The 22,187-nt window shown below is 68.7% G+C and carries 22 protein-coding genes; 9 read left to right on the top strand and 13 right to left on the bottom strand.

Features of this window, described 5'->3' with window-relative positions; translation table 11 throughout:
* Positions 1–79: 79 nt before the first annotated feature.
* Complete coding sequence (locus IEY71_RS01380; protein WP_189083526.1) at positions 80–3,721, bottom strand: glycoside hydrolase domain-containing protein; 3,642 nt, start codon at positions 3,719–3,721, stop codon at positions 80–82.
* An 88-nt stretch (positions 3,722–3,809) separates the two neighbouring features.
* A complete protein-coding gene (locus tag IEY71_RS01375) occupies positions 3,810–4,334 on the bottom strand; it encodes an FBP domain-containing protein (RefSeq protein WP_189083525.1) in 525 nt (174 codons plus the stop codon).
* A 66-nt stretch (positions 4,335–4,400) separates the two neighbouring features.
* Here IEY71_RS01375 and IEY71_RS01370 point away from each other — a divergent pair, with 66 nt between their 5' ends.
* Entirely contained in the window at positions 4,401–4,964 is a 564-nt protein-coding gene (locus IEY71_RS01370) for a TetR family transcriptional regulator (RefSeq protein WP_189083524.1), read from the top strand.
* Between the two features lie 188 nt (positions 4,965–5,152).
* Here IEY71_RS01370 and IEY71_RS01365 read toward each other — a convergent pair whose 3' ends face one another.
* Positions 5,153–5,494: a winged helix-turn-helix transcriptional regulator gene (locus IEY71_RS01365; RefSeq protein WP_189083523.1), complete on the bottom strand. Its 342-nt coding sequence runs from the start codon at positions 5,492–5,494 to the stop codon at positions 5,153–5,155.
* Positions 5,495–5,689: 195 nt separating this feature from the next.
* The gene (locus IEY71_RS01360; RefSeq protein ID WP_189083522.1) at positions 5,690–6,031 is read right to left on the bottom strand and encodes an ArsR/SmtB family transcription factor; all 342 of its coding nucleotides are present in this window, start codon (positions 6,029–6,031) and stop codon (positions 5,690–5,692) included.
* Positions 6,032–6,112: 81 nt separating this feature from the next.
* On the opposite strand from IEY71_RS01360, the gene IEY71_RS01355 reads away from it, so the two are divergent.
* From IEY71_RS01355 to IEY71_RS01335, 5 genes are read left to right on the top strand one after another with little or no spacing between them, the layout of a single operon-like run.
* A complete protein-coding gene (locus IEY71_RS01355; RefSeq protein WP_189083521.1) occupies positions 6,113–7,444 on the top strand; it encodes an NAD(P)-binding domain-containing protein in 1,332 nt (443 codons plus the stop codon).
* A gap of 49 nt (positions 7,445–7,493) precedes the next feature.
* Positions 7,494–7,853, top strand: coding sequence for a Cd(II)/Pb(II)-sensing metalloregulatory transcriptional regulator CmtR (gene cmtR, locus IEY71_RS01350; protein ID WP_189083520.1), 360 nt, complete (start codon positions 7,494–7,496; stop codon positions 7,851–7,853).
* Complete coding sequence (locus tag IEY71_RS01345; protein ID WP_189083519.1) at positions 7,850–9,760, top strand: heavy metal translocating P-type ATPase; 1,911 nt, start codon at positions 7,850–7,852, stop codon at positions 9,758–9,760. Before cmtR ends, IEY71_RS01345 begins: the two co-directional genes overlap by 4 nt.
* Positions 9,757–10,311: a signal peptidase II gene (lspA, locus tag IEY71_RS01340; RefSeq protein WP_024356154.1), complete on the top strand. Its 555-nt coding sequence runs from the start codon at positions 9,757–9,759 to the stop codon at positions 10,309–10,311. Before IEY71_RS01345 ends, lspA begins: the two co-directional genes overlap by 4 nt.
* A complete protein-coding gene (locus tag IEY71_RS01335) occupies positions 10,308–10,616 on the top strand; it encodes a hypothetical protein (protein WP_010157044.1) in 309 nt (102 codons plus the stop codon). The genes lspA and IEY71_RS01335 overlap by 4 nt, the downstream gene beginning before the upstream one ends.
* 146 nt (positions 10,617–10,762) lie before the next feature.
* Here the strand turns inward: IEY71_RS01335 and IEY71_RS01330 are convergent, their stop codons facing one another.
* Genes IEY71_RS01330 through trxB form a run of 5 tightly spaced genes read right to left on the bottom strand, consistent with a single transcriptional unit; the run spans position 10,763 to position 14,567 of the window.
* Entirely contained in the window at positions 10,763–11,167 is a 405-nt protein-coding gene (locus IEY71_RS01330) for an arsenate reductase ArsC (RefSeq protein WP_189083518.1), read from the bottom strand.
* A 16-nt stretch (positions 11,168–11,183) separates the two neighbouring features.
* Entirely contained in the window at positions 11,184–12,188 is a 1,005-nt protein-coding gene (locus tag IEY71_RS01325; RefSeq protein ID WP_189083517.1) for a metalloregulator ArsR/SmtB family transcription factor, read from the bottom strand.
* Positions 12,185–13,273: an ACR3 family arsenite efflux transporter gene (gene arsB / locus IEY71_RS01320; protein WP_189083516.1), complete on the bottom strand. Its 1,089-nt coding sequence runs from the start codon at positions 13,271–13,273 to the stop codon at positions 12,185–12,187. The genes IEY71_RS01325 and arsB overlap by 4 nt, the downstream gene beginning before the upstream one ends.
* Positions 13,270–13,596, bottom strand: coding sequence for a thioredoxin (trxA, locus tag IEY71_RS01315; protein WP_189083515.1), 327 nt, complete (start codon positions 13,594–13,596; stop codon positions 13,270–13,272). The genes arsB and trxA overlap by 4 nt, the downstream gene beginning before the upstream one ends.
* Entirely contained in the window at positions 13,593–14,567 is a 975-nt protein-coding gene (trxB, locus tag IEY71_RS01310; RefSeq protein WP_189083514.1) for a thioredoxin-disulfide reductase, read from the bottom strand. Before trxB ends, trxA begins: the two co-directional genes overlap by 4 nt.
* Before the next feature lie 1,267 nt (positions 14,568–15,834).
* Here trxB and IEY71_RS01305 point away from each other — a divergent pair.
* On the top strand, positions 15,835–16,305 hold the full coding sequence (locus IEY71_RS01305; protein ID WP_189083513.1) for a winged helix-turn-helix domain-containing protein: 471 nt from the start codon (positions 15,835–15,837) through the stop codon (positions 16,303–16,305).
* Positions 16,306–16,833: 528 nt separating this feature from the next.
* Here the strand turns inward: IEY71_RS01305 and IEY71_RS01300 are convergent.
* The 3 genes from IEY71_RS01300 to IEY71_RS01290 form a co-directional block, all read right to left on the bottom strand.
* The gene (locus IEY71_RS01300) at positions 16,834–18,162 is read right to left on the bottom strand and encodes a hypothetical protein (RefSeq protein WP_189083512.1); all 1,329 of its coding nucleotides are present in this window, start codon (positions 18,160–18,162) and stop codon (positions 16,834–16,836) included.
* Positions 18,163–18,832: 670 nt separating this feature from the next.
* Entirely contained in the window at positions 18,833–19,138 is a 306-nt protein-coding gene (locus tag IEY71_RS01295; RefSeq protein WP_189083511.1) for a hypothetical protein, read from the bottom strand.
* On the bottom strand, positions 19,138–20,223 hold the full coding sequence (locus IEY71_RS01290; RefSeq protein WP_189083510.1) for a hypothetical protein: 1,086 nt from the start codon (positions 20,221–20,223) through the stop codon (positions 19,138–19,140). The genes IEY71_RS01295 and IEY71_RS01290 overlap by 1 nt, the downstream gene beginning before the upstream one ends.
* Between IEY71_RS01290 and IEY71_RS01285 the strand changes: the two genes are divergently transcribed.
* Positions 20,199–20,819 carry a hypothetical protein gene (locus IEY71_RS01285; protein WP_189083509.1) on the top strand — a complete coding sequence of 207 codons (621 nt, stop codon included), beginning with the start codon at positions 20,199–20,201 and terminating at the stop codon, positions 20,817–20,819. The genes IEY71_RS01290 and IEY71_RS01285 overlap by 25 nt on opposite strands.
* Positions 20,820–20,822: 3 nt before the next feature.
* On the top strand, positions 20,823–21,185 hold the full coding sequence (locus IEY71_RS18600) for a helix-turn-helix domain-containing protein (RefSeq protein ID WP_189083508.1): 363 nt from the start codon (positions 20,823–20,825) through the stop codon (positions 21,183–21,185).
* Here the strand turns inward: IEY71_RS18600 and IEY71_RS01275 are convergent.
* Positions 21,112–21,405: a helix-turn-helix domain-containing protein gene (locus IEY71_RS01275; protein WP_189083507.1), complete on the bottom strand. Its 294-nt coding sequence runs from the start codon at positions 21,403–21,405 to the stop codon at positions 21,112–21,114. The two genes, IEY71_RS18600 and IEY71_RS01275, sit on opposite strands and share 74 nt — an antisense overlap.
* Positions 21,406–22,187 lie beyond the last annotated feature (782 nt).

Here is a 22,187-nt window from a genome sequence, read left to right as displayed (position 1 = left end):
GACGCCGCCACCGGGCGCGACCGGGCGGCCGCGGTTCACCGAACCACGACCGCCCGTCGCCTCGATCACGAGTCCTCGCTCAGCCCCGGCGCGGCATCCGGCGGTGCCTGCGGAGCACCAGCGCGGCGCCGAGCGCGGCCAGCAGGATCGCGGCGGCGAGCAGCTCGCCGACGCCCGCGGCGCCCGTCGAGGCCAGGTCGCCGTCGCCCTGCCCCGGGCCGCCCGGCTCGCCGGGCTCCCCCGGCCCGCCGGGTTCACCGGGCCCGCCCGGCTCCTCCGTCGCTGCGCGGACGGTGACCGGCAGCTCGCGGCTGCCCGTCGTCCCCTCGGCATCGGTGCCGTGCACGACCAGCGCGTGCGCGCCCGCGGGAGTGTCCGCCGGCACCGTCACCGTCGCGGCGAAGACGCCCGAGGCATCCGCCGTCCCCGCGGCGAGGCGCACCGGGTCGGAGTGCAGCTCGACCTCCACCTCGCTCTCGGGAGCGAGGCCCGAGATCACGATGCGCGCCTCGGCGCCGGCGACGAGCGCAGCCCCGCCCGGCAGGGCGATCGTGAAGTCCGGCAGCTCCGGCTCGGCCCCCTCCACCGTGACGGTCGCCGTGGCGGTCTTGCCGCCGTCGGCGCTCGTCACCGTGATCGTGGCCGTGCCCTCGGCGAGCGCGGTGACCGTCGCGGTCGCGCCGTCCGCGGCGACGCTCGCCACGCTCTCGTCGGAGCTCGTCCAGGCGACGCCGGGGTCGCTCGCGTCGGCGGGCAGCACCGTCGCGGTAAGCGCGCCCTGCTGACCGACGGTGAGGGCCAGGGCGCCCGGGTCGACGGAGACCCGCTCGATCGGCACCGGGATGGTCCCGGCGTAGGCCCGCGCGGCGTCGTCGAGCCCGGCGCGGAGCGTGGTCACGACGGCGGGGATGTCGACCTTGCCCGGGTCGATGCGGCCACCGAAGGGGTCGGAGGCGTAGCCCGGGTTCTCCATGCCGGCCATGAGCGCGCCGAGCGTCGCGGCCGCCTCGGGGCTCGCCTTCGACAGGATGCGGATCTTCTCGGCATCCCGCGCGCCCTCGGTGAGCTTCTCCCAGCGGATCGAGCTCAGCGCGCCCGGGTAGATCTGGGCGGTGTCGCCAGACTCCCACGTCTTGAAGTCGGTCGTCTGCAGCGGGTCGGCGACGAAGCTGTCGAAGGCCCAGCGCAGGAAGCCGTCCGAGCCGGTGGCGACCGTCTTCCACTGCACCCAGTCGCCCTCGGCGGGGTTCGAGCGGGTGAAGGTGTTCGGGAAGTGACCGACGCAGCTGTAGACGCTCGTGATGAGGCCGAGCTCGCGCCGGTGCGCCGAGACCTCCGCGAACTCGGCGTCGCCGAGGTCGACGTAGTACGAGCCGAGCGAGATCTTCTCGATGCGGTCGAGGCGCGGGTCGCCGAGGCTGTTGTAGTTCATCGCCGCGCCGACCTTCAGACCCGGCGCCTTCTCGGCGATGAGGTCGACGGCCTTGATGATGTCGCCGAGGGCGCGCTCGTCCATCGCCATGTAGGTGCGGTCGAACCAGCCCTTCTCCTTCAGGTGCGGGCCGAAGGCCTCGAGGAACGCGCCCCACATGGCGTTCCACTGCGCGGTGCCGACGTCGACCTTGGCGTTCACGTTCTGCCCGCTGGCCTCGTCGTAGTAGAGGATGCGGCTCGCCCAGTTCACCATCGAGTAGGCGTCGATCTGCCCGTCGATGCCGATGTCGTCGATCATGTACTCGACCCAGGCGTCGAAGGCGGAGAAGTCGAACGCCCAGCTCCCGTCGCGCTGCTTGGTCCACTGCACCATCGAGCCGTACTTGTCGTAGGTCTGCGAGGCCCAGGGGTCGGCGACGACGGTCGTGGTGATGACGTCCTGGCCGCCGTCGGCGAGCATCCGGTAGTACGGGCGCATCGCGTCGAAGTGCGCCTTCGTCCAGAGCTGATCCGCCGGGATGCCCTCGACCCGCGCGATCGCGTAGGGGTTCTGCCAGAGGTCGATGAACTGCTCCCACTCGCTCGGCTCGGGGAGGGTGAGCCGCAGCACCTCGAGCTGCAGCTCGAAGGCGATCTCGGCGCCCTCGGCGCTCGTCGCGGTGACGGTGCCGGTGTAGCTGCCGGGCGCGGTGCCGGTCGGCACGTCCACGGTCATCCAGACGCCCTGCACCGAGCGTGGGGCGAGGTCGAAGGGCGCGTTGCCGCCGAGCACGTCGGGGACGCGCTCCTGCGGGCGGCCGGCGGAGGGATTGCCCTGACCGGCGAGCACGGTGCGGATGACGTCGAGCGTGACCTCCTCGGCCGGGATGGTCGCACCGCCGGGGCCGGTGAGCGCGCTCGCGGCGAGCGTCACGTCGGACTGCGCCTCGGTGCCCGTGCGGAACACGAACTGGCCGTTGACGCGGTCGCCGCGCCAGGCGGTCGCCGACCAGGTGGTGCCGGTCATCTGCACGACGTCCTCGTAGTACTTCCGCTCGTAGTCGTCGAAGGTCTTGCGCTCGACGTAGTGGAAGTTCGTGTCGCCGACGACGCCCTGCAGGCCGGTGCCGATGCCGACGACCTGCACGCGGCGGGTGGCGGTCTTGCCGCCGTCGACGGTGGTGGCGGTCACCTCGGTCTCGCCCTCGGCGAGCGCGGTGAGCGTGCCGTCGGCGGCGACGGTCGCCACCGCCTCGTCACTGCTGGACCAGCGGATGCCGCGCTCGATCGCGCCCTCGGGGAGCACCTTCGCGCTGAGCTTCGCCTGCTGGCCGGTGAGCACGCGCAGCGTCGAGGCATCCAGCTCGACGCCCGTGACGGGGACGTTCTCGGTGTAGACGGTCGCGAAGTCGATCTGCCCGTCGGCGCGCGACGCCGCGGGGTTCTTGTCGCCCGTGAGGCGCAGCGTCACGGTGTGCTCGCCGTACTCGAGCAACCCGGTGCTGTAGACCTGCTGCTTGAAGAGCCGCCCGTTCGAGTAGGCGTCGACGACGGTCTCGGCGCCGCCGTCGACCGAGACGGCGTAGCGGCCGTGCTCGGGGGCGGTGACGCCGTGCAGGCTCGCGAGCACGCCGGTGAAGGTGAACGTCAGCGTCGGCGTTCCGGCGGGCTTCGCCCAGTGCTCGGTGCCGTTGTGATAGTTCGTGGTGCTGTTGCCGGTGCCGGCGACCCAGCCCGTGCCGTACGTGAATCGGTGGGGGCCGCTCATCGTCGCGTCGTCGACGATGCCGCCGACGATCTCGGTGGGCTCGGGGGCGACGACCTCGGCGGCGTCGATGGAGACGCCGATGCCGGTCGAGGCGGCGTTCTTGTCGCCGGTGACGCGGTACACGAGCGTGTGGGCGCCGTCGGCGAGCGCGGGGCTCTCGAAGAGGCGCTGCTTGAAGGCGCGGGTGGCGGCGTAGCTGTCGACCTGCACCTCGGGGCCGCCGTCGATGGAGACGGCGGCGATGCCGTGGTTCGGCGCGGTCACACCGTACAGCCGCACCGAGGTGCCGGTGAAGCGCAGGGTGAAGCTCGAGGTGCCGTTCGTCCAGTGCTCGGTGCCGTCCTGCCAGCGGCTCGTGTCGAGGCCGGTGGAGGTGGACCATCCGGCGCCGTAGTCGAACTGCCCGTCCCCCTTCCCGGTCTTCGCGTCGTCGATGACGGTGACGAGCTCGGCGGCCTGCGCGGGCGGGGCCGCGAGCAGCGCACCGCCGAACGCGACGGCGAGGGCGACGATGCCCGCGAGGGATCGCGTGATCTTCATGTCGGTCCAATCGGGGAGAGGAGGTCGTAGTACCTTTAGTGACCGGCTAAACTAAGTCCCCTCAAGCTAGGGGCCCGCCCTCGCCCTGTCAAGACCCCCGCGGCCCGGCGCCGAGCACGTCGGCGAAGAAGGCGTCGATGCGCTCGGCGAGGCCCGCGACCCTGGCCGCGACGATCTCCTCGACGGGCGGATCGAGCGGGCCGCGCAGCGGCGCCTGCCGCACCCGGGCGTGACAGGCGAGATCCTCGCAGGCCAGCACGCCGACGGTGTCCCCGCGCAGCCCGGCCGCACCGGCGCGAGGCGCAGTGAACAGCGCCACCTCCTCGAAGCGGGCGGTGAACCGGCAGAAGGTGCACATGACGGCCCGGTCCGGCCTGCCCGGAGCGCGCGCGATCGTGAGCAGCAGCCCCTCGGGGCTCGCCCCGCCGGACGGCGCGGCCGCCCAGCGCACGAGGTAGCCCCGGTGGCGCGCGCGGGGGTCGCGCCAGGCGAGCACGTCGCGCACCGACCAGTCGAGTTCCCCGAGCGCGCGCGGCAGCAGCATGGTGCGGCGCACGCGGTCGTCGGCGTTCCGGATCGACCCGCGGATCTCCGCTGGGGTCATGGCGCGCATGAGCACGCTCCTCTCTCGCTCAATTTGGGCAGTCGCCCAATTCGACGCTAGAGGAGTTTTGGGCGCATGTACAATTCATGGGTGGGCTACCTCTCGCACGACGAACGACGCACCGAGCTGCTGCACGCCGCCGTCTGCGTGCTCGAGCGCGACGGCCTCGCGGCGGTCACCTCGCGCGCGGTCGCGAGCGAGGCCGGCGTCTCCCCCGGGCTCGTGCACCACCGCTTCGCGACGACCTCCGAGCTCGCGGCCGAAGCCTGGCTCGCCTACGTCGAGCGCGAGCGCACCGCCTACGAGCTCGAGACGCCGGCCCCGGGCCGCCCCGCGGTGGACGCGTTCTTCGCGCCCTTCGGCGAGGGCGATCTCGCCGGGCTCGCGCGGTGGGCGGATGCCTGGCGCCATGCCCAGAGCGACGGGCGCTTCGCCGGCGCCTTCGCCGAGAGCTACCGCGCGCTCGAGCGCTCACTCGCCGAGCGCATCCCCGGCAGGGGCGACCGCAGGGCCGCGGCGAGCCGACTGCTGCTCATCGCCTTCGGCGTCGCCGGGGCGCAGCGGATCGATCCGGGCCTGATCCCCGACCCCGGCGCCGTCATGGCCGCCGCCGTCGACCGGGAGCTCGCCGGGGGCTGAGCGCCCGCGGGCCACACGGAGCACCGCGCGCCACCCTCCGCCTGTGCCATCCGCCCACCCGCCCTCCAACTCCGGCATGACGGCGATATTTGCGGGTGTGCAGGCCTCGGCACCCGCAAATAGTGACGTCATGCCGAGGGGTGGGGCGGGGAGGCGGGGAGGGATGGCGGGGGCGGGGAGGCGGCGGGTCAGGCCTGCTGCTCGACGATGCCCTCGGCGTGCTCGGCGACCCAGCCGACGAGGGGCAGCATGCGCTGCATGAGCTCCTCGCCGAGCGGGCTCAGCGAGTACTCCACGCGCGGCGGCACCTCGGGGTAGGAGGTGCGCACCACGATGCCGTCAGCCTCGAGCGTGCGCAGCGTCGAGGCGAGCATCTTCTCGCTGATGCCGTCGACCTCGCGGCGCAGCTCGCCCCAGCGCAGCGTGCCCTCGCTGAGCGCCAGCAGCACGAGCACGCCCCAGCGGCTCATGACATGGTCGAGCACGACCCGGGTCGGGCAGCTGTGAGGTCCGATACCAAATGGCAGCATGCACCCAAGAATGGCAGCCGTGCTTTCGAGAATGCCCCAACCTTTCACCTCAAAGGCGTCCCAGAACAATTGACAGCGCACCGCCGGCGGCCGGCTCGGCATCACGGCGGCGTCGGCCGCCGCGCGCTCGCGCCTCACCGGCGGGGACTGGTCCGACTACCCAAGATCCGCTCGGTGTCCGACTGACAACGAAGCTCAGCCCAACAGCGCCTTCGCCGCGTCGGCAAGCGTGCCGGTGGTCGGCTGGTAGTACGCCCACTTCCCGCGCTGCTCGCGGGTGACCAGGCCCGCCTCGACGAGCAGCTTCATGTGGTGGGAGACCGTCGGCTGCGACAGGCCCACTGGGTCGGTGAGGTCGCAGACGCACATCTCGCCGGCACTGCTGCTGACGATCATGGAGAGCAGCTTCACCCGCGTCGGGTCGCCGAGCGCTTTGAAGACCTTCGCGAGGTCGTGAGCCGTGCCGTCGTCCATCGCCTGGCCGGGGGCGCAGCAGGAGCCTGCGCTGGTGTCAATGGTGACGGGCAGTGCGTTCATGGCTCCATTCTGCCCGACGTATTGACATCTGTCGATATGAGCGTCAGGATCGATTTGTCTCGCATCGAAGAATGTCAATGTATGGAGGTCGCAGTGAACCCTGTCGTCGTCATCGGTGCTGGTCCGCAGGGACTGGCCGCCGCAGCCCATCTGATCGAGCGGGGGCTCGACCCGATCGTCCTTGAATCCGGCGACGCCGCTGCCTCGGCCGTGGCCGAATGGGGCCACGTGCGCCTGTTCTCGCCGTGGACGGAGCTCACCGACCCTGCGTCGCGACGCCTACTGGAGCCGACTGGATGGTCGGCCCCGACGCAGGGCTACCCGACCGGCGCGCAGTGGATCGAGCAGTACCTCGCACCCCTCGCAGAGGCCCTCGGCGACCGCGTGCGCTACGGGGCCCGGGTCGTCGGCGTCGGCCGCAAGGGCCGGGATCTCTCCGTCGACGCCGGCCGTGCCGAGCAGCCCTTCGTCGTCCACGTCGAGCGCGCGGACGGCACCGAGGAGCGGATCGAAGCGAGCGCCGTGATCGACGCCTCGGGCACCTGGCGCACACCGAGCCCCGCCGGAGCTGACGGGCTCCCTGCCCTCGGCGAGAGCGCAGCGACAGACGCAGGCCTCCTGGAGCACCGCATGCCCGCGATCGAGGACGCGACTGCTCTCGCCGGTCAGCACGTCGTGGTCGTCGGCAACGGTCACTCCGCCGCGACGACGATCGGCACGCTCTCCCGCGTGGCCAAGCGCGAGCCCGGGACGCGGATCACCTGGGTACTCCGTCGCGGCGCTGTCGGCAACACCTTCGGCGGCGGCAGCTCCGACGAGCTGCCCGAACGCGGCGCTCTGGGCCAGCGGGCGAAGAGGGCCGTCGAAGACGGCCTCGTCGATCTCGTGACCGGGTTCCGCACCGAGCAGGTCGCCCTCGCCGCCGGCGAGGCGGTGCTGGTGGCAGAGGACGGCCGCCGGCTCGCGCCTGCCGCTCGGGTCTTCGTCGCCACCGGCTTCCGTCCCGACCTGTCCTTCCTCTCCGAGATCCGTCTCGACCTCGACATGCGCCTGCAGGCCCCGTCGAAGATCGCTGCGGAGGTCGACCCGAACGTGCACTCCTGCGGCTCCGTCCGGGCCACCGGCGCGGCCGACCTCGAGCAGCCCGAGCCGGGGTTCTACATCGTGGGAGCGAAGTCCTACGGCCGTGCGCCGACGTTCCTCGCCCTGACCGGGTTCGAGCAGGTGCGCAGCGTCGTCGCCGCGATCGCCGGGGACCGCGAGGCCGCGGAACGGGTGGATCTCGTTCTGCCCGACACGGGCGTGTGCGGCGGCTCGGGGCTCTTCGATGCGCCGGACGAGTCCGCCAGCGCGGGATCGTGCTGCGCGCCGGCCCCGCAGCTCATCCAACTCGGCGTGGGTTCGGCATCGTAGGTTCACTACCCATTGGTTTCAGGTCAGTGCTGGCTGTATAGTTCAGTGCATGCTGACCATTGCTTCTCGCCTCGACGTCATGAACCGGCTCGGCCGGGCCATGGCGGACCCGACGCGCTCCCGGATCCTGATGACCTTGCTCGTTGGCCCGAGCTACCCGGCCGTGCTCTCGCGCGAGCTGGAGCTGACGCGCTCGAACGTGTCGAACCATCTGACCTGTCTTCGTGACTGCGGGATCGTGGTCGCCGAGCCCGAGGGGCGGCAGACGCGCTACGAGATCGCCGACCCGCACCTCGCGGCGGCGCTCACGGCGCTGGTGGACGTGACGCTGGCCGTGGACGAGCACGCGCCGTGCGTGGACGCCGAGTGCACGGTGCCGGGCTGCTGCGGGACGGGAGCGGGCGCGTGAGCGCGGCGTGCGGCTGCGACGAGCCGGAGACCCGGGTCGGCGAGGATGCCGAGGAGGAGCGGGAGCGTCCGTGGTGGCGTGACCGCGGGATCATGGTCCCGGTGCTCTCCGGCGTCGCCTTCGGCACGGGCCTGGTCCTGGAATGGACAGGGGCGGAGGTCCCGGCGCTGGTGGCGTTCTGGATCGGCCTGCTGCTGGGCGCGTCGACGTTCACCCCGGGCGCGCTCCGCAAGCTGTTCAAGGGCAAGCTCGGCATCGGCCTGCTGATGACGATCAGCGCGGTCGGCGCGGTCATCCTCGGCTACGTCGAGGAGGCCGCCGCGCTGGCGTTCCTCTACTCGATCGCCGAGGCCCTGGAGGACAAGGCGATGGACCGGGCCCGTGGCGGGCTGCGGGCGCTGCTCAAGCTCGTCCCGGAGACCGCGACGATCCGCCAGGACGGGGCCTCGGTCGAGGTCGCGGCCAAGGATCTCGCCGTGGGCCAGGTCATGCTGGTGCGGCCGGGCGAGCGGATCGCGACCGACGGGATCGTCCGTACGGGGCGCTCCAGCCTGGATACGTCGGCGATCACCGGGGAGTCGATCCCGGTCGAGGTCGAGCCCGGCGATGCGGTGTCGGCCGGGGCGATCAACACCGCCGGTGCGCTGGAGGTCGAGACGACCGCGGCGGGCACCGACAACTCGCTGACCACGATCGTGGAGCTGGTCGAGCAGGCGCAGGCGGAGAAGGGGGACCGCGCCCGCCTCGCGGACCGCATCGCCCGCCCGCTCGTGCCCGGCGTGCTGATCCTCGCCGTCCTGGTGGCGGTCATCGGGTCGCTGTTCGGCGACCCGGAGCTGTGGGTCACCCGCGCCCTCGTGGTCCTCGTCGCGGCGTCGCCGTGCGCGCTGGCGATCTCCGTCCCGCTGACCGTCGTCGCCGCGATCGGCTCGGCGAGCAGGTTCGGCGTGATCATCAAGTCCGGTGCCGTGTTCGAGCGCTTCGGCGTGATCCGCCACGTCGCCGTCGACAAGACCGGCACCCTCACCCGCAACGAGCCCGCCGTTACCGCCGTTCTCACCGCCGACGGGGTGACCGAGGCGCAGGCCCTCGCCTGGGCGGCGGCGCTGGAGCAGCACAGCACCCACCCGCTGGCCGCCGCGATCACCGCCGCCGCCGCCGGAGCCCCCGCCGCCCTGGACGTCACCGAGCAGGCCGGGCACGGCATCGAAGGCACCCTCGACGGCGCGCGGATCACGGTCGGCAGCCCGCGCTGGCTCGACGCCGGCCCGCTCAAGGACCAGGTCGCCGGCCTGGAGGAGCAGGGCATGACCGTCGTCATCGTGCACCGCGACGGGGTCCCGGTCGCCGCGATCGGGGTCCGCGACGAGCTGCGCCCCGAGGTCCCAGAGGTCGTCCGCACCCTCGCCGCCCAGGGCGTCGGGATGACCATGCTCACCGGCGACAACGCCCGCACCGCCCGCGCGCTGGCCGCGCAGGCCGGGATCGAGGACGTGCGCGCCGAGCTGCGCCCGGAGGACAAGGCCGCCGCGATCAGCGAGCTGGGCAGGCACAGCTCGGTCGCGATGATCGGCGACGGCATCAACGACGCCCCCGCCCTGGCAGCCGCGGACATCGGAATCGCGATGGGCGCGACCGGCTCCGACGCCGCGATCGAGTCCGCCGACGTCGCCTTCACCGGCCACGACCTGCGGCTCCTCCCGCGGGCGTTCGACCACGCCCGCCGCGGACGGCACATCATCAACCAGAACATCACCCTGTCCCTGCTGATCATCACCGCCCTGCTCCCGCTGGCACTGTTCGGCGTGCTGGGGCTGGCCGCGGTGGTGCTGGTGCACGAGATCGCCGAGGTCGTCGTCATCCTCAACGGTCTCCGCGCCGCGCGCACCAGGAAGTCGATCGCGTGACCGCGCAGGGCACCGTCGTCGCCGAGGGGACGAGCCCGCCCTCCCCGAAAGGTCGGAGGGCACTCGGCGTCGCCCTCGCGGTCGCCGTGCTCGCCGTGGCCCTCGATCAGGGGTCGAAGGCCCTCGCTGTGGCGCAGTTGACTTCTGGCGAGCGGGTTCCGCTGGTCGGCGACCTGTTCGGCCTGTCCCTGGTCTACAACCCCGGAGCCGCGTTCTCGCTCGGCTCCGGGTCCACCTGGATCTTCACCCTCGTCGGCCTCCTCGCCGCCATCGCGGTAGTTGTGTTCGCTGTGCGGCTGCGTGGCGCGCGGTGGGGTGCCGCGTTGGGCCTGGTCCTCGGCGGCGCGGTCGGCAACCTCGTCGACCGGCTCCTGAACCCGCCCTCCTTCGGACAGGGGCAGGTCACGGACTTCCTCGCCTACGGCGACCTGTTCGTCGGGAACGTCGCCGATGTCTTCGTCGTCGCCGGTGTCGGCCTGGTCTGCCTGAACCTTCTCCCGCCAGGCCCGGACCGGGCGTCGAACGACGCGCGATTCGAGGATGCCGCATGAAGGTCGAGCTGCTGCACATTGTCGGTTGCCCGAACACGGACGTGGCCGAAGCCAACGCGCGCGCAGCACTGGACGCTCTTGGATTCAGGGCCGTGCCTGTCGAGCTGGTCACGATCCGGACCGAGGCCGAGGCGGTAAGCACCCGGTTCGGAGGCTCGCCCACGATCCTCGTCGACGGCGTCGACCTGTTCCCGACAGCACCGGTCCGCTCGCTCGCGTGCCGCGTCTATGCGACGAGGAACGGGTTCGCCGGAGCGCCTACGCAGGAGCAGATCGAAGCAGCGCTGCGAGGCGCGTCCCGGTAGAGCAAGAACGGGCTGTAGCGCGATCGATGGCGCACGCCTCACGGCACATCGGTGTTCGCCGCAGGGACCAGGAAACCCGGAAACACAGCGGAGAGGCAGGGCCATTGGCCGCTGCCCCTCCCGTGCTCGCAGTCCCTCGCAGTCCCTCAGACGAGCAGTTCCGCCAGCAGCGTTTCGACGCGACCTTTGATCTCGTCCCGGATCGGGCGCACGGCATCGATGCCCTGTCCGGCCGGGTCGTCGAGCTTCCAGTCCTCGTAGCGCTTGCCGGGGAAGAACGGGCACGCGTCGCCGCAGCCCATGGTGATCACCACGTCGGAGTCCTGCACCGCTTCGGTGGTGAGCACTTTCGGCTGTTCGGCGGTGATGTCGACGCCGACTTCGCGCATCGCCTCGACGGCGACGGAGTTGATCTGGTCGGCGGGTATGGACCCGGCGGAGCGGACCTCGACGCGGTCGCCTGCGAGCTCGCGGAGCCAGCCGGCGGCCATCTGGGAGCGCCCGGCGTTGTGGACGCAGACGAAGAGGACGGAAGGCTTCTGGTCAGTCATTGTTGTTCGCTTTCGTTCAGTCGGTGAGCGTGGCGAGGAGCTCGCGGACGCGGCCCTCGATATCGTGGCGGATCGCGTCGACCCCGTCCGGGGAAGCGAGAGCCGGGTCGCCCACGGCCCAGTCCTCGTAGCGGACGCCGGGGATGATCGGGCAGACGTCGCCGCAGCCCATCGTGACCACCACGTCGGCCGCGCGCACGGCGTCGTCGGTGAGGGGCTTCGGGAACGCCGTCTCAGCCTCCTGTGCGCCCTCGATCTCGGTGAGCAGGGAGCGCACGTGCGGGTGCACGTCCGACGCGGGGGTGGAGCCTGCGGAGCGGGCGATCACACGGCCTTCGGCGAGCCGGTTGACGATCGCGGCGGCGAGCTGGGAGCGGCCCGCGTTCTGCACGCACACGAACAGCACCTGCGGCACCCCGGCCGAGCGGTCCCGCGTCAGATCGGCCAGACGCTGCCGGGCGAACCGCTCGGTGAGCGGGATCATGTGCGCCGTCAGCTTCGCCGAACGCACCAGGCCCGCGTAGGACTCGCGCACGATCGCAATCACGACATCACGGTGCAGCCCGGTCAGCTCGTCCGCGAGCTCTTCGGCGAGCCGGGTCACGCGGGCGTCCATCTGCTGCAGGGCCGCGGCCCGTGCTGCGGTGTCTTCGGGTTCGTCGGTGACGGCTGCGGCGGGAGCGAACGCGTCGAGGAGGGACGCGACGGCGCGCTGCTTGCCCGGCGCGATCCGGTACCAGACCCAGGTGCCACGGCGCTCTGAGAGCAGCATCCCGGTCTCCTTCAGCACCTTCAAGTGGTGCGAGACCGTCGGTTGCGACACCTCGGCGAGCTCGGCAAGATCGCACACGCAGGACTCGCCGCGCGGGTCGGTCGCGATCGCCGAGAGCATCCGCAGCCGCAGCGGGTCAGCGAGCGCTTTCAGTGCCCCGGCCACGGTCGTGGCGGCCTCGGTGCCGATCGCGTGCGCCGTGGACGGCGCGCACGCGTCGGCGTCGGAGATGACGGTCGTGTCGGTCATGACGTCCTCGATTCGGTGGCGTAGGGGTCGGTGTGGAACCAGGCCTTCGCGGCCCAGAGCGAGACGTAGACCAGGCCCACGAGCACGGGCACTTCGATGAGCGGGCCGACGACCCCGGCCAAGGCCTGGCCGGATGCCGCGCCGAAGGTGCCGATCGCGACCGCGATGGCGAGCTCGAAGTTGTTGCCCGCTGCGGTGAACGCCAGCGTCGTCGACCGTGCGTAGCCGAGACCGAGGCCCTTGCCGAGCAGCAGCCCCGCGAACCACATCAGGCCGAAGTAGACCAGCAGCGGCAGCGCGATGCGCGCCACGTCGAGAGGCTTCGCCAGCACCGCGTTGCCCTGCAGTGCGAACAGCAGCACGATCGTGAACAGCAGCCCGTAGAGCGCCCACGGTCCGATCCTCGGGAGGAACCTCTCCTCGTACCAGTCGCGCCCCTTGCGCTTCTCGCCGATGAAACGGGTAGCGAAGCCCGCGACGAGCGGGATCCCGAGGAACACGAGCACGTTCAGCGCGATCTGCCAGACCGAGATCTCCAGTCCCTGCGCGTCCAGTCCGAGCCAGCCTGGCAGCACGGTCAGGTAGAACCAGCCCAGCACCGAGAACATCACGACCTGGAAGACGGAGTTGATTGCGACCAGCACCGCGGTCGCCTCGCGGTCGCCGCAGGCGAGGTCGTTCCAGATCACGACCATCGCGATGCAGCGGGCCAGCCCGACGATGATCAGCCCGGTCCGGTACTCGGGCAGGTCCGGCAGGAAGATCCACGCGAGCGCGAACATCACCGCAGGCCCCACGAGCCAGTTCAGCAGCAGCGACGAGACCAGGAGCTTCTTGTCGCCAGTGACGGCGGCGACCTTGTCGTAGCGGACTTTCGCGAGCACCGGGTACATCATCACCAGCAGGCCCAGCCCGATCGGGATCGAGATCCCGCCGATCTCCATCGCGGACAGCGCGTCTGAAAGCGCGGGCACGAAACGGCCAAGCAGGAGGCCTACGACCATGGCGAGGCCGATCCAGAGAGGCAGCCATTTGTCGAGGGTGGAGAGCCGTTTCGGGGCGGTGCGGGTCAGGGTGTCGGTCATGCGAGCAGTTCCTCGATCTTCGCGAGGTAGACGGGTTTCGGGTGCGCGCCGATCAGCATGTCGACGCGTTCCCCGTTCCGGTAGAAGCCGAGGGTCGGGATCGAGGTCACGCCGGCTGCGGTCACGGTCTCGGGGTTCTGGTCGGCGTCGACCTTCACGATCTTCACCCGGCCCGCGTACTTGCCGGCGAGCTGCTCCAGGATCGGGGCGATCGCCCTGCACGGGCCGCACCAGCTCGCCCAGATGTCGACCACGACCGGCAGCTCGGACTCGAGCACCTCCGCCTGGAAGGTCGCGTCGGTGACAGCGGTGACGGTGCTCATGCGGAGATCTCCATGACGGGTGCGGAAACAGTGGCCCGTGCGAGGCTCGACAGGTAGTGCTGGGCGTCCTGCGCGGCCGCACAGCCGGTGCCCGCGGCGGTGATCGCCTGCCGGTACGTGTGGTCGACGAGGTCCCCGGCCGCGAACACCCCGGCCAGGTTCGTCCGTGTCGACGGGTGCGCGACCCGCACGTACCCGTCCGCGTCAGTGTCGACCTGCCCGGTCACGAGCTCGGAGCGCGGGTCGTGCCCGATCGCGACGAACACCCCCGTCGAGTCGAGCGTGCGCTCGGCCCCGGTGATCGTGTCGCGCAGCGTCAGCCCGGTGACCTGCTCATCGCCGAGGATCGCGGCGACCTCGCTGTTCCAGGCGACCTCGATCTTCGGGTCGTCGAGCACGCGCTGCGCCATGATCCTCGACGCGCGGAACTCGTCCCGCCGGTGCACCACGGTCACCTTCGACGCGAAGCGGGTGAGGAACAGTGCCTCCTCCATCGCGGAGTCCCCGCCGCCGACCACGACGATCTCCTGCTCGCGGAAGAAGAACCCGTCGCACGTCGCACACCACGACACACCGTGCCCAGACAGGCGCTCTTCCTCGGGAAGGCCGAGCTTCCGGTACGCCGAGCCCATCGTCAGGACCACCGCCCGCGCCAGATACGTCGCCCCGGCACCGGTCTCGATGGTCTTCACGTCGCCGTCGAGCTGGAGGCGGATCGCGTCATCGTAGACAATCTGAGCGCCGAATCGCTCGGCCTGCGCCCGCATCGACTCCATCAGCTCCGGCCCCTGCACGCCATCGACGAAGCCCGGGAAGTTCTCCACCTCGGTCGTCGTCATCAACGCACCGCCCGCGGTCACCGAACCCGCGATCACCACCGGAGCGAGACCCGCACGCGCCGCGTAAACCGCCGACGTGTACCCCGCGGGACCGGACCCGATGATGATCAATTCGACTTCTTGATTCGACATGCATCTATATTGACATCTATCGAAGCAGCCCGCGAGCGCATCCGACTTTTTGTCACCAGAAGTTCATCCGGACCGGACCCCGCCAAGGACCCCCCACCCTGGGCGCGTGACCTTGCAGTGATGGGCCGCGCACCTGCGCGTCAGAGAACTCGCTCGCCTCAGAACAGCGGGCAGGTCAAGCCCCTCTGGCAGAGCGCGCTCGCCACCAGGGCGAACTCTGCGGCGACGAGAAGGTGACCGGATTCTGCCTGTCGAGCACCCAGCCCCGCACCCAACAGGCCAACCTCCAGCGCGCTTCACGCGATGAGCCCCGCGCTCAGCTCAGCTCGATGCAGACAACCGGGCGGGTTGGTGGCGGTGGTCTGGTTCACAGGATTCTCCTCCGAAAGCCGGTGCGCCCCAGCAGATGCTGGACTCGGACGGAGTCATGCGCGGCACTCGGAGTTTTTCGACGGACGTGGTGCCGGATTGTCCGAGACCGGGGAGCCGGGGGCGCTCGCAGCACGGTGATGGGTCTGAGGTTTCCAGCCCCCGGCGATTGCGATTGACGCCGCGGCTCTACCCCCGGAATCGGGGCGGGGGGATCGAACACTGATGGCAGAAGGCTGGGTGTTTCGATGACGCAGCGCCCGCTCTCGCGGGCGACCGCCGCGCTCGGGCACATCCGGGTGGATGCCGCGAGGCGCGAGGACCACTGTCTCAGCCACGAAATCTCCCTTCGGTTGTGCGGGCTTCACAGGATGCAACCGCCGCCGAGGAGATTAATTCCCAGGCCTGGCAAGAAATCCGCCGTTACCTGGAACTTCGGGGAGTTACCTGCCTACCAAGCAGTTACCACCCGTTGGTAACCGTTTTTATGAGTCCTGACCTGGGGTTTAGGCCTCCGGTTACCCGGTTACCCGATTTTGGGGGGTACATGCATATAGGCAGGGGAGGGTAGGGGTGTTTGCGAGAGCACACCCCTTGGTTCTCTCTTAACTATCTATCTATTGGGTAACTGGGTAACTACTACTACTTACTACTACAGGAGCCCAGTGATTCCGCGGGAGTTGGCGGTTACCCGGACCGGGTAACCCGGGGTAACTGGGGTAACTGAGGGCAGACCGAACTATTGTGGCAGAAACTACCACGATTTGAAACAATCCTGATCAGAGGCTATTTGATAGCCCGGTGGCAGAAACCACCACGAAGCGCCAACCCTCGTGGGAGAAATTGCCACGACTGCCGTGGTGGAAACTACCACGAGATTGCTAGGCTCGTTCGCACGATGTTCGATCCCGCCGCGCCTCTCAGCAGCCTGCTCTCACGAACCCCCGCCCGGGTGTATGAACTCTTTCTCGACGCACCCGACTCTCATCTCCGGCCGACACAACTCGCCGCCGAGCTACAACTCGACCGCAAAACCATTCACACTGCCCTCAAGAAACTCAGCGGCCTGGGCCTTGTCATCCAGCACGGCACCGGCCGCCACAACACATTCACCCTCAACCAAGACCACGTAATGGCCGGCCCCCTCCGCCAGATCGCGGACGCGACAACGGAACTCGAACGCCGGCTCCGAGCGCTCATGAAGCACGGCTGGGAAGCGGAGCTGAAAGACCGAACGATCCACCTAACCGCCCCTACCGAGCGCGCGCACAAAACTGCGACAGCAACCGCCAATACCAAGCGGAACTGGAGAGCGTGGACTGGCCAGGACATCGACGTGACTTGCACCACACGAGTACCCTCATGCTGACCGTCCCGGCCACACGCTTTCACTCAGTTCGACCTGCCGATGTGACCAGCCCCAGCCCGGCCGAGAGTCGCTCAAGCGAGTAACGGCCTGCGCCCCCTGGGCGGCTTCAATCGGCCCGGGGCCCCAGTGTGCCGTCGTGTGGGGCAAACATATCGGCCGCAGCGCGGTTCTCGGCTGATCGTCGCTACGACCGAAATGTCTCCGAGTTGCTACACGGGACACCGACGAGGGTCACGGGGGCGACGAACCACGTGAAGGTGCTGCGCATGCGGACGGCCACGAGAGAGCCCTGGCAAAACGAGTGCACGGTCGCCAGGACGGCCTTGTGGCCCGGCCGCCGGCGCCGAAGCGCTCGAGGGACGACTGCTCGCCAAGGACCGGCCGCCGTGAGCGGGACAACGGCTCCCGGCGCTGCAGCCGCGGCTCTGTCGTGGACCACGGATCACAGACCTCAAGCTGCAGCCATGTCACCTCACCCAGACCGGCACGTTGCGCCGCTCGCGGTACACTTGCGGCCGCTCGCAAAGCCTAATCCCGCCACCACTTCAGCGTGAACGCGAACAACGGATCAGTGATCCGGAGAACTGCGTTCGCCCCGACTTCCTGATACTCGAGCACCGGGTCATGGTCGGCCTCGTCTCCACCCATTCGGTCTAGACCTTCTTCGTCGAGTGCGGCATGCAAGGGCGCGGACGCAATGCGGCTCAGGTACTTAAGTTTGCTCCCGGTCGTCTGCGGAGTTGGCCTGGGATGGCCGATGATGCTCCGCGTCACTTCGGCATGGATCTGATCACGCGTCGGGTTCACGTTCGGGACGAGCGTTCCAAGCGCACGAATGATGAGCTCGTAGCCGTCCTGCTGCTCGACCCGCCCGTCATGGCCTCGCGTGGAGTGAGTATTCCGAGGACGGCGTTCCACAGGGCCGCGACGGAGCTCAAGCAACCACTGCACCTCGAGCAGTACCTTCGACAAGGTGTGACCGTAGAAGGTGGCCCAGTCATCGGGCGCCTTCAATTCGACCGGCTGGGTGTGCTTGGTCATGGTGCGTGAACGGATTCCGTTCGCATCACGAACAAGTGAAGCGCAAAGGCGCTGCATAAGTTGCGGACTTCCGAGACTGTTCTCAGCGAGCTCGCGAGCAAGCGTGCCCTCCGGATCGGTCACCGCGAGCTTGTCGAACCCAAGCTTCGCGATCGCGACCAGATCATCCACACTCCAAAGCTCCACCTCGAGCTGCGCAATGCGTCCCCCGAGGTTGGGCACCAGAGTCGCAAGGTACTGCACCCGGTAGCCCGCCATTACGACAACAACTCGGCCGCCGCCATCCGTGATGCCCTTTACGGTCGTCATGACTTTCCGCTGTTCATCACGAGGCATCAGGTGCAGGTCGTCGATGATGAGAACACCGCGCGTCTGAATCAAGCGGTCAGCGACGAGCACTTGGGGATTGTCGGAAGCGCTGCGACCGGCCTTCTCGCCCTTGGTGGCCTCATAGCCGACCTCGCCCTTGAACCCCGCGACTGCGAGCTTGATGCGCGCCCCGAGCGTGAGCTTCGCGCTCGTCGCCGTCGAATCTTCACGTGACCGCGTGGTGAACAGGTTCAGCTTCGTGGTTGCGGCTTCCCAAAGCTCGGCGGCCGTCGCCAAGTCACCCCGGACGTACACCGCTTCTTTCAGCTGTCGCTGCACAAGCACCGACTTACCTGTCTTCGTCGGGCCGTGCACTAAGAGAACGCCGCTGCCATGAGCCGCGTACTGCTTCACCTCATCTTCGAGCGCTACCCGTCGCTTATACGTGTAGCGAGGATCGCCGGCTACGGGGAACACCTCGTCGACGGAAACGACTTCTCTGGGCACCGGACCTCCTGCAATGTCAGTTGCCACTGTATTTGGTGCAGTACCGGCCCGGCGTAGCGCCGCCCCATGGTGATCCCTTGGCTTGCCGAGTTGACGACAAGGATCGAAAGCGCGGGCTGGCAGATGCCTGGCATCCTCGGAGAGGTTCGAAGCAGCGGCTGGTCGACGTTCCGCCCCTGAAGCTGTTCACGAGCAAGAGTGGGGATGCGAAGAGGGGCGGAGCTACTTGCTCCGCCCCTCATACTGCTTGAACTGATACTGCCGCAGGTGGGTCTAGGCCTTTGCTTGGCTCTGGGTCACCCCCGCTGACGCGGGGAACTAGTGCTTTCGACCGTCTGGTCTAGTGCTCCGGTTGGCTCTGGGTCACCCCCGCTGACGCGGGGAAGGAACAGTGTTCGCCGAGTTGATTTCCGGCCCGAAATATACATGCGCGGCACCCGGCCTGTTTCGACGCAACGCGCACCCCCCAAAACGAGGTACACCCCTAACGCCCGGCACCGAACTCGAACCACGCGGAGCCCAATCAGCTCTGGAGAACCGCGGCTGACCGAACCCTCCGCTCGCTGCGGCCTACCGGCCGCTCCGGCGCCGAAGGCGCAGCCAGGCCGGACGAGCTCCCGTATGCGCTCCCCGCCGGCTGGCGCGCAACCAACGATGCGGCGCCTCGCCGCTAGTCCGTCTCGCCGTCCGCGAGCTTGTGGATTGCAACGACAGGCGTGGTGTCCCTGGTCGTGTAGAGGACGTCGTCCACTCGAAGGTCGATAATCAGCAGCATCCTCCGCCCGATGGTGCAATCGACCAGCTCGAGGAGGCGGACTTCTTTGCGGTCGCGGCGGAGGGTCAGTTCGGGGTCGTCGAGCGGGGTCCGTGTGAAGACTCGACGGTTCAGATCCAGGAGGTACACGGAGCCGGAGATGGTCTCGATCCTGTACGTACCGTCCGTGACGCCGTCGAGCGTGATCAGGTCGCCGAACATCAGTCCCGCTCCCACGGTTGGATGGCTGCGACCTGCCCGAGGTTCTCGGTCATCGTGTAGCTCCCGTCGCGTGCGGCGATCGTCAGCACAGCCTGTTCTCCAATCCGGATGGTTTGCAGCTCAACCAGTGTTCGATTTCCCCACGGTTTGGTCGGGTCGCCTGCCATCTGTTCGACGGTCATCCGGTCAAGGTCTAGGCGCCATCGCCCGTTCGCCGCGGTGACCAGCCATCGTCCGCCCGCTGCCAGCTCGAGCGGCGGGTCGTCGCGGTTCACCGGTATCCGTGTGCCGCGGTTGTCGATGTACTCGATCGACTTCTTCCTGAGATCGACGATCACCGCGACGTCCGGGACGCGGGGGAGCTCGATGCACGTGGTGGTGAAGGGCTCGCCGTGCGGCGGGCGGAACGATTCGTCTCGGACGACGAACCTCGGGGAGGGACCGACGAACGCCCAGGGCCGAAGACGCAGCAACGCCTGACGACGGTTCACCGCCGGCGCTCCTCTCCCACGGAGGATCAACGCCGGCACGAGATCGGTGAGCACCACGTCGGCCGGGCTTGAGCCAGTCCCCTGGAGGATCTCGGCGGAGGATGCGAAATCGGTGCGCCGACCGTCTCCCGACATCGAGGCCACACTGTGCCCGCCAAACAGCTGGTCCCGGTCGGCACGTCCGAGCACTGTCGCATGTGCGGTCTCCCCCATCAGTTCACCGGCAGAGCCTGTAACCCGGGCGCGGACTCCAGTGTCGCCGCCAACCCGGCTCACCATCCGCACGGCTTGACGATTCCGGGCGAGCGTCCTGTCCAACTCAGCCGGGGTCTCGGCGATCTCGTCGAACAGGCCACCCAGTTGGTAGACGGTTCGGACGCGACGGGTCGCCATGGTGTCAAGAACCTGGGACAAGGCACCCCATCGGTCGTTCAGCGCACCGACGACACCGATGAGCGCCGCGTCGCTGAGCCTGGAGCTCTCGTTCACACACTCACCTCCAATGGTGAATATAATCAGCACAGGATACGCGGTGCGGCGCACAACCGCCAGAGGCAATGGAGGAACCGGTGAGAACGACACCCCGATGGTCACTCGACACGATCCTCAGTGACCCAGTCGCGGAACTCATGGGCCCGGCACTCGCCGCCACGCTCCGCACGGTCCGCGACTACGAACCGATCACCGAAGCGAACGCCGCAAGACATGTCGATCTATCCAAACGGAAGGTCAAGCGCGCACTCCGCCGCCTAGTGAATGCGGGCCTGGTGATCGAGCGCGGCACGCACTACCTAATCAACGACGGCAACATGCTGGCCGGCACGCTCCGAGAAGCCCTCGACGCCCGCCAGGCAGCGCTCAACAGAATGAGGCGCCTCGCCGAAGAAGCCGGAAGCGATCTCACCGTCGCCGTCTACGCACAGCCAGACCCGACCAAGATCGGCGTGCTGCTCATCCACGAACCGGACCACTCCGCGGACGCTGCAGAGGTCGCCCGCATCTACAGATCAGTCGTCCCGCCGATGGTCGGCCGACAACCGCACATCGACATCGTCAGCGCAACCGAACTCTCCGACGCCATTACGAATGGGGATCGGGTCGCCCTCCGCCGATGGTGGCGCTCCATCACCGTCGCCGGCCCAGACGCCACCCAACTCATGATGCAAGCCGAACGTCTCAACCAAAGCTGACCAGTGCTCGTCCGCACCCTCGAAGACATCGGCCCAGTCGTCCGTCAACGACGGCGCAGCCGAGGCATCACCCAAAGCGAGCTCGCTGCGCAAGCAGGCACCACCCGCCAACTCATCTCGCGGATCGAAAATGGTGCCCGCGACGTCAACGGACGGATACTGCTTGCGGTGCTCGATGCACTCGAGCTCAACGTTGAACTGAAACCGGCGCGCACCGTCCCGCTTGATGCGCCGATCCTCAGGAAATCGATCCTGACGGACGAGCTCGTAGCGGCCCTCAGGTCCCCCGGCGTCAGCGGTCAAGACCCTCGATGCTCACACCTGCCGGCCACAGGCTCTGACCCAAACCGCGCTCCAGCTTGCTGATCGTCGACATGTCAGGCCAGGTCCGGCCCGCCAAGATCGCCAACAGGGTCACATGATGCACGCCCGCGAGATCCGCGACAGCGCGAAGTGAACGATCACCGACCGCCTCCCGCAAATTCAAGGCGAACTGCTGCGCCACACGAGCGATCGGATCAGACGGCACCCCATCCGGCCAACCATCAACCAACTCAGCCGGGCTCGCACGCACCGTCCTCGCCATATTGAGAGAGTACCTTCACTCCTCTACCCCGAGCACGTAGCGACGCTCGCCGACGACGTACCACCGAGCAGTGCGCAAGAGATCAGGGCCCTTCGGCTGCCCATGCGTTCAACCGGACCGTCTCGGCAGCTCGCTCCGCGTTGTACTTGCTCGCAAACGCCTCGCCAGAAGCCGCAACCTTCTCGCTCCCGCGCCATGCTCGCCATCGATACTCCCCAGCAGCGTCAGCGAATACCTCGTAACGCGCGGTCGCTGAGCCAATCTTGAAAGCCGCGGCAGCGCGGCCCGCGTTGTGCTGGCTTGGGAACGTCTCACCCGCCCAGGCGACCTGCTCACCATTGCCCGCGTACAACCACCAACTGTACTCCGGCCCCTGCGTCTTGCCAGCCGAGATCCTCCAGGCCACTGCGCCTCCTTCGACGAGATGATGAGGACGCTACTTTCGGCGGTTCAAGGCAACAACACCCCACTTCGGGGTCGCGGTGACTCCGACCCGCGTTCGCGGCGCACCTGCTGGCGCGACGGGGGCGGCGCATCCCACACCTTGAGCTGTGCGTTAGCCCCAAAGTGGGCCTGCCAGTCCGTCAACTGCGCTGACTAACTCCGAGCCGACTGTCGCGAACCAGTTCTCGGCTTTCAGCACCCACCGAATACAACGGCGAACACCCGCCTAACACTCGACTACAGCCACCCCATGTGTTATTACATTAACCACTCGGTGACGACATGGACGCAATCGTTCAGCTACACAGTCCACAGCGGGCGACCTCACGGGATCGCCG

This window comes from Agromyces mediolanus, assembly GCF_014648575.1.
Lineage (GTDB): Bacteria > Actinomycetota > Actinomycetes > Actinomycetales > Microbacteriaceae > Agromyces > Agromyces mediolanus.
Note: the sequence above shows the minus strand (reverse complement) of the source record. Positions and strands in the feature narration are given on the sequence as shown.

Excerpts from the sequence above, each read along its gene's own strand:
- IEY71_RS01380 (WP_189083526.1), bottom strand. The coding sequence starts at position 3,721 with ATGAAGATCACGCGATCCCTCGCGGGCATCGTCGCCCTCGCCGTCGCG.
- cmtR (WP_189083520.1), top strand. The coding sequence starts at position 7,494 with ATGCTGACCATTGCTTCTCGCCTCGACGTCATGAACCGGCTCGGCCGG.
- arsB (WP_189083516.1), bottom strand. The coding sequence starts at position 13,273 with ATGACCGACACCCTGACCCGCACCGCCCCGAAACGGCTCTCCACCCTC.
- IEY71_RS01305 (WP_189083513.1), top strand. The coding sequence starts at position 15,835 with ATGTTCGATCCCGCCGCGCCTCTCAGCAGCCTGCTCTCACGAACCCCC.
- IEY71_RS01325 (WP_189083517.1), bottom strand. The coding sequence starts at position 12,188 with ATGACCGACACGACCGTCATCTCCGACGCCGACGCGTGCGCGCCGTCC.
- IEY71_RS01365 (WP_189083523.1), bottom strand. The coding sequence starts at position 5,494 with ATGCTGCCATTTGGTATCGGACCTCACAGCTGCCCGACCCGGGTCGTG.
- IEY71_RS01375 (WP_189083525.1), bottom strand. The coding sequence starts at position 4,334 with ATGCGCGCCATGACCCCAGCGGAGATCCGCGGGTCGATCCGGAACGCC.
- trxA (WP_189083515.1), bottom strand. The coding sequence starts at position 13,596 with ATGAGCACCGTCACCGCTGTCACCGACGCGACCTTCCAGGCGGAGGTG.
- IEY71_RS01370 (WP_189083524.1), top strand. The coding sequence starts at position 4,401 with ATGTACAATTCATGGGTGGGCTACCTCTCGCACGACGAACGACGCACC.
- IEY71_RS01360 (WP_189083522.1), bottom strand. The coding sequence starts at position 6,031 with ATGAACGCACTGCCCGTCACCATTGACACCAGCGCAGGCTCCTGCTGC.
- IEY71_RS01295 (WP_189083511.1), bottom strand. The coding sequence starts at position 19,138 with ATGTTCGGCGACCTGATCACGCTCGACGGCGTCACGGACGGTACGTAC.
- IEY71_RS01330 (WP_189083518.1), bottom strand. The coding sequence starts at position 11,167 with ATGACTGACCAGAAGCCTTCCGTCCTCTTCGTCTGCGTCCACAACGCC.
- IEY71_RS01275 (WP_189083507.1), bottom strand. The coding sequence starts at position 21,405 with ATGGCGAGGACGGTGCGTGCGAGCCCGGCTGAGTTGGTTGATGGTTGG.
- trxB (WP_189083514.1), bottom strand. The coding sequence starts at position 14,567 with ATGTCGAATCAAGAAGTCGAATTGATCATCATCGGGTCCGGTCCCGCG.
- IEY71_RS01335 (WP_010157044.1), top strand. The coding sequence starts at position 10,308 with ATGAAGGTCGAGCTGCTGCACATTGTCGGTTGCCCGAACACGGACGTG.
- IEY71_RS01355 (WP_189083521.1), top strand. The coding sequence starts at position 6,113 with ATGGAGGTCGCAGTGAACCCTGTCGTCGTCATCGGTGCTGGTCCGCAG.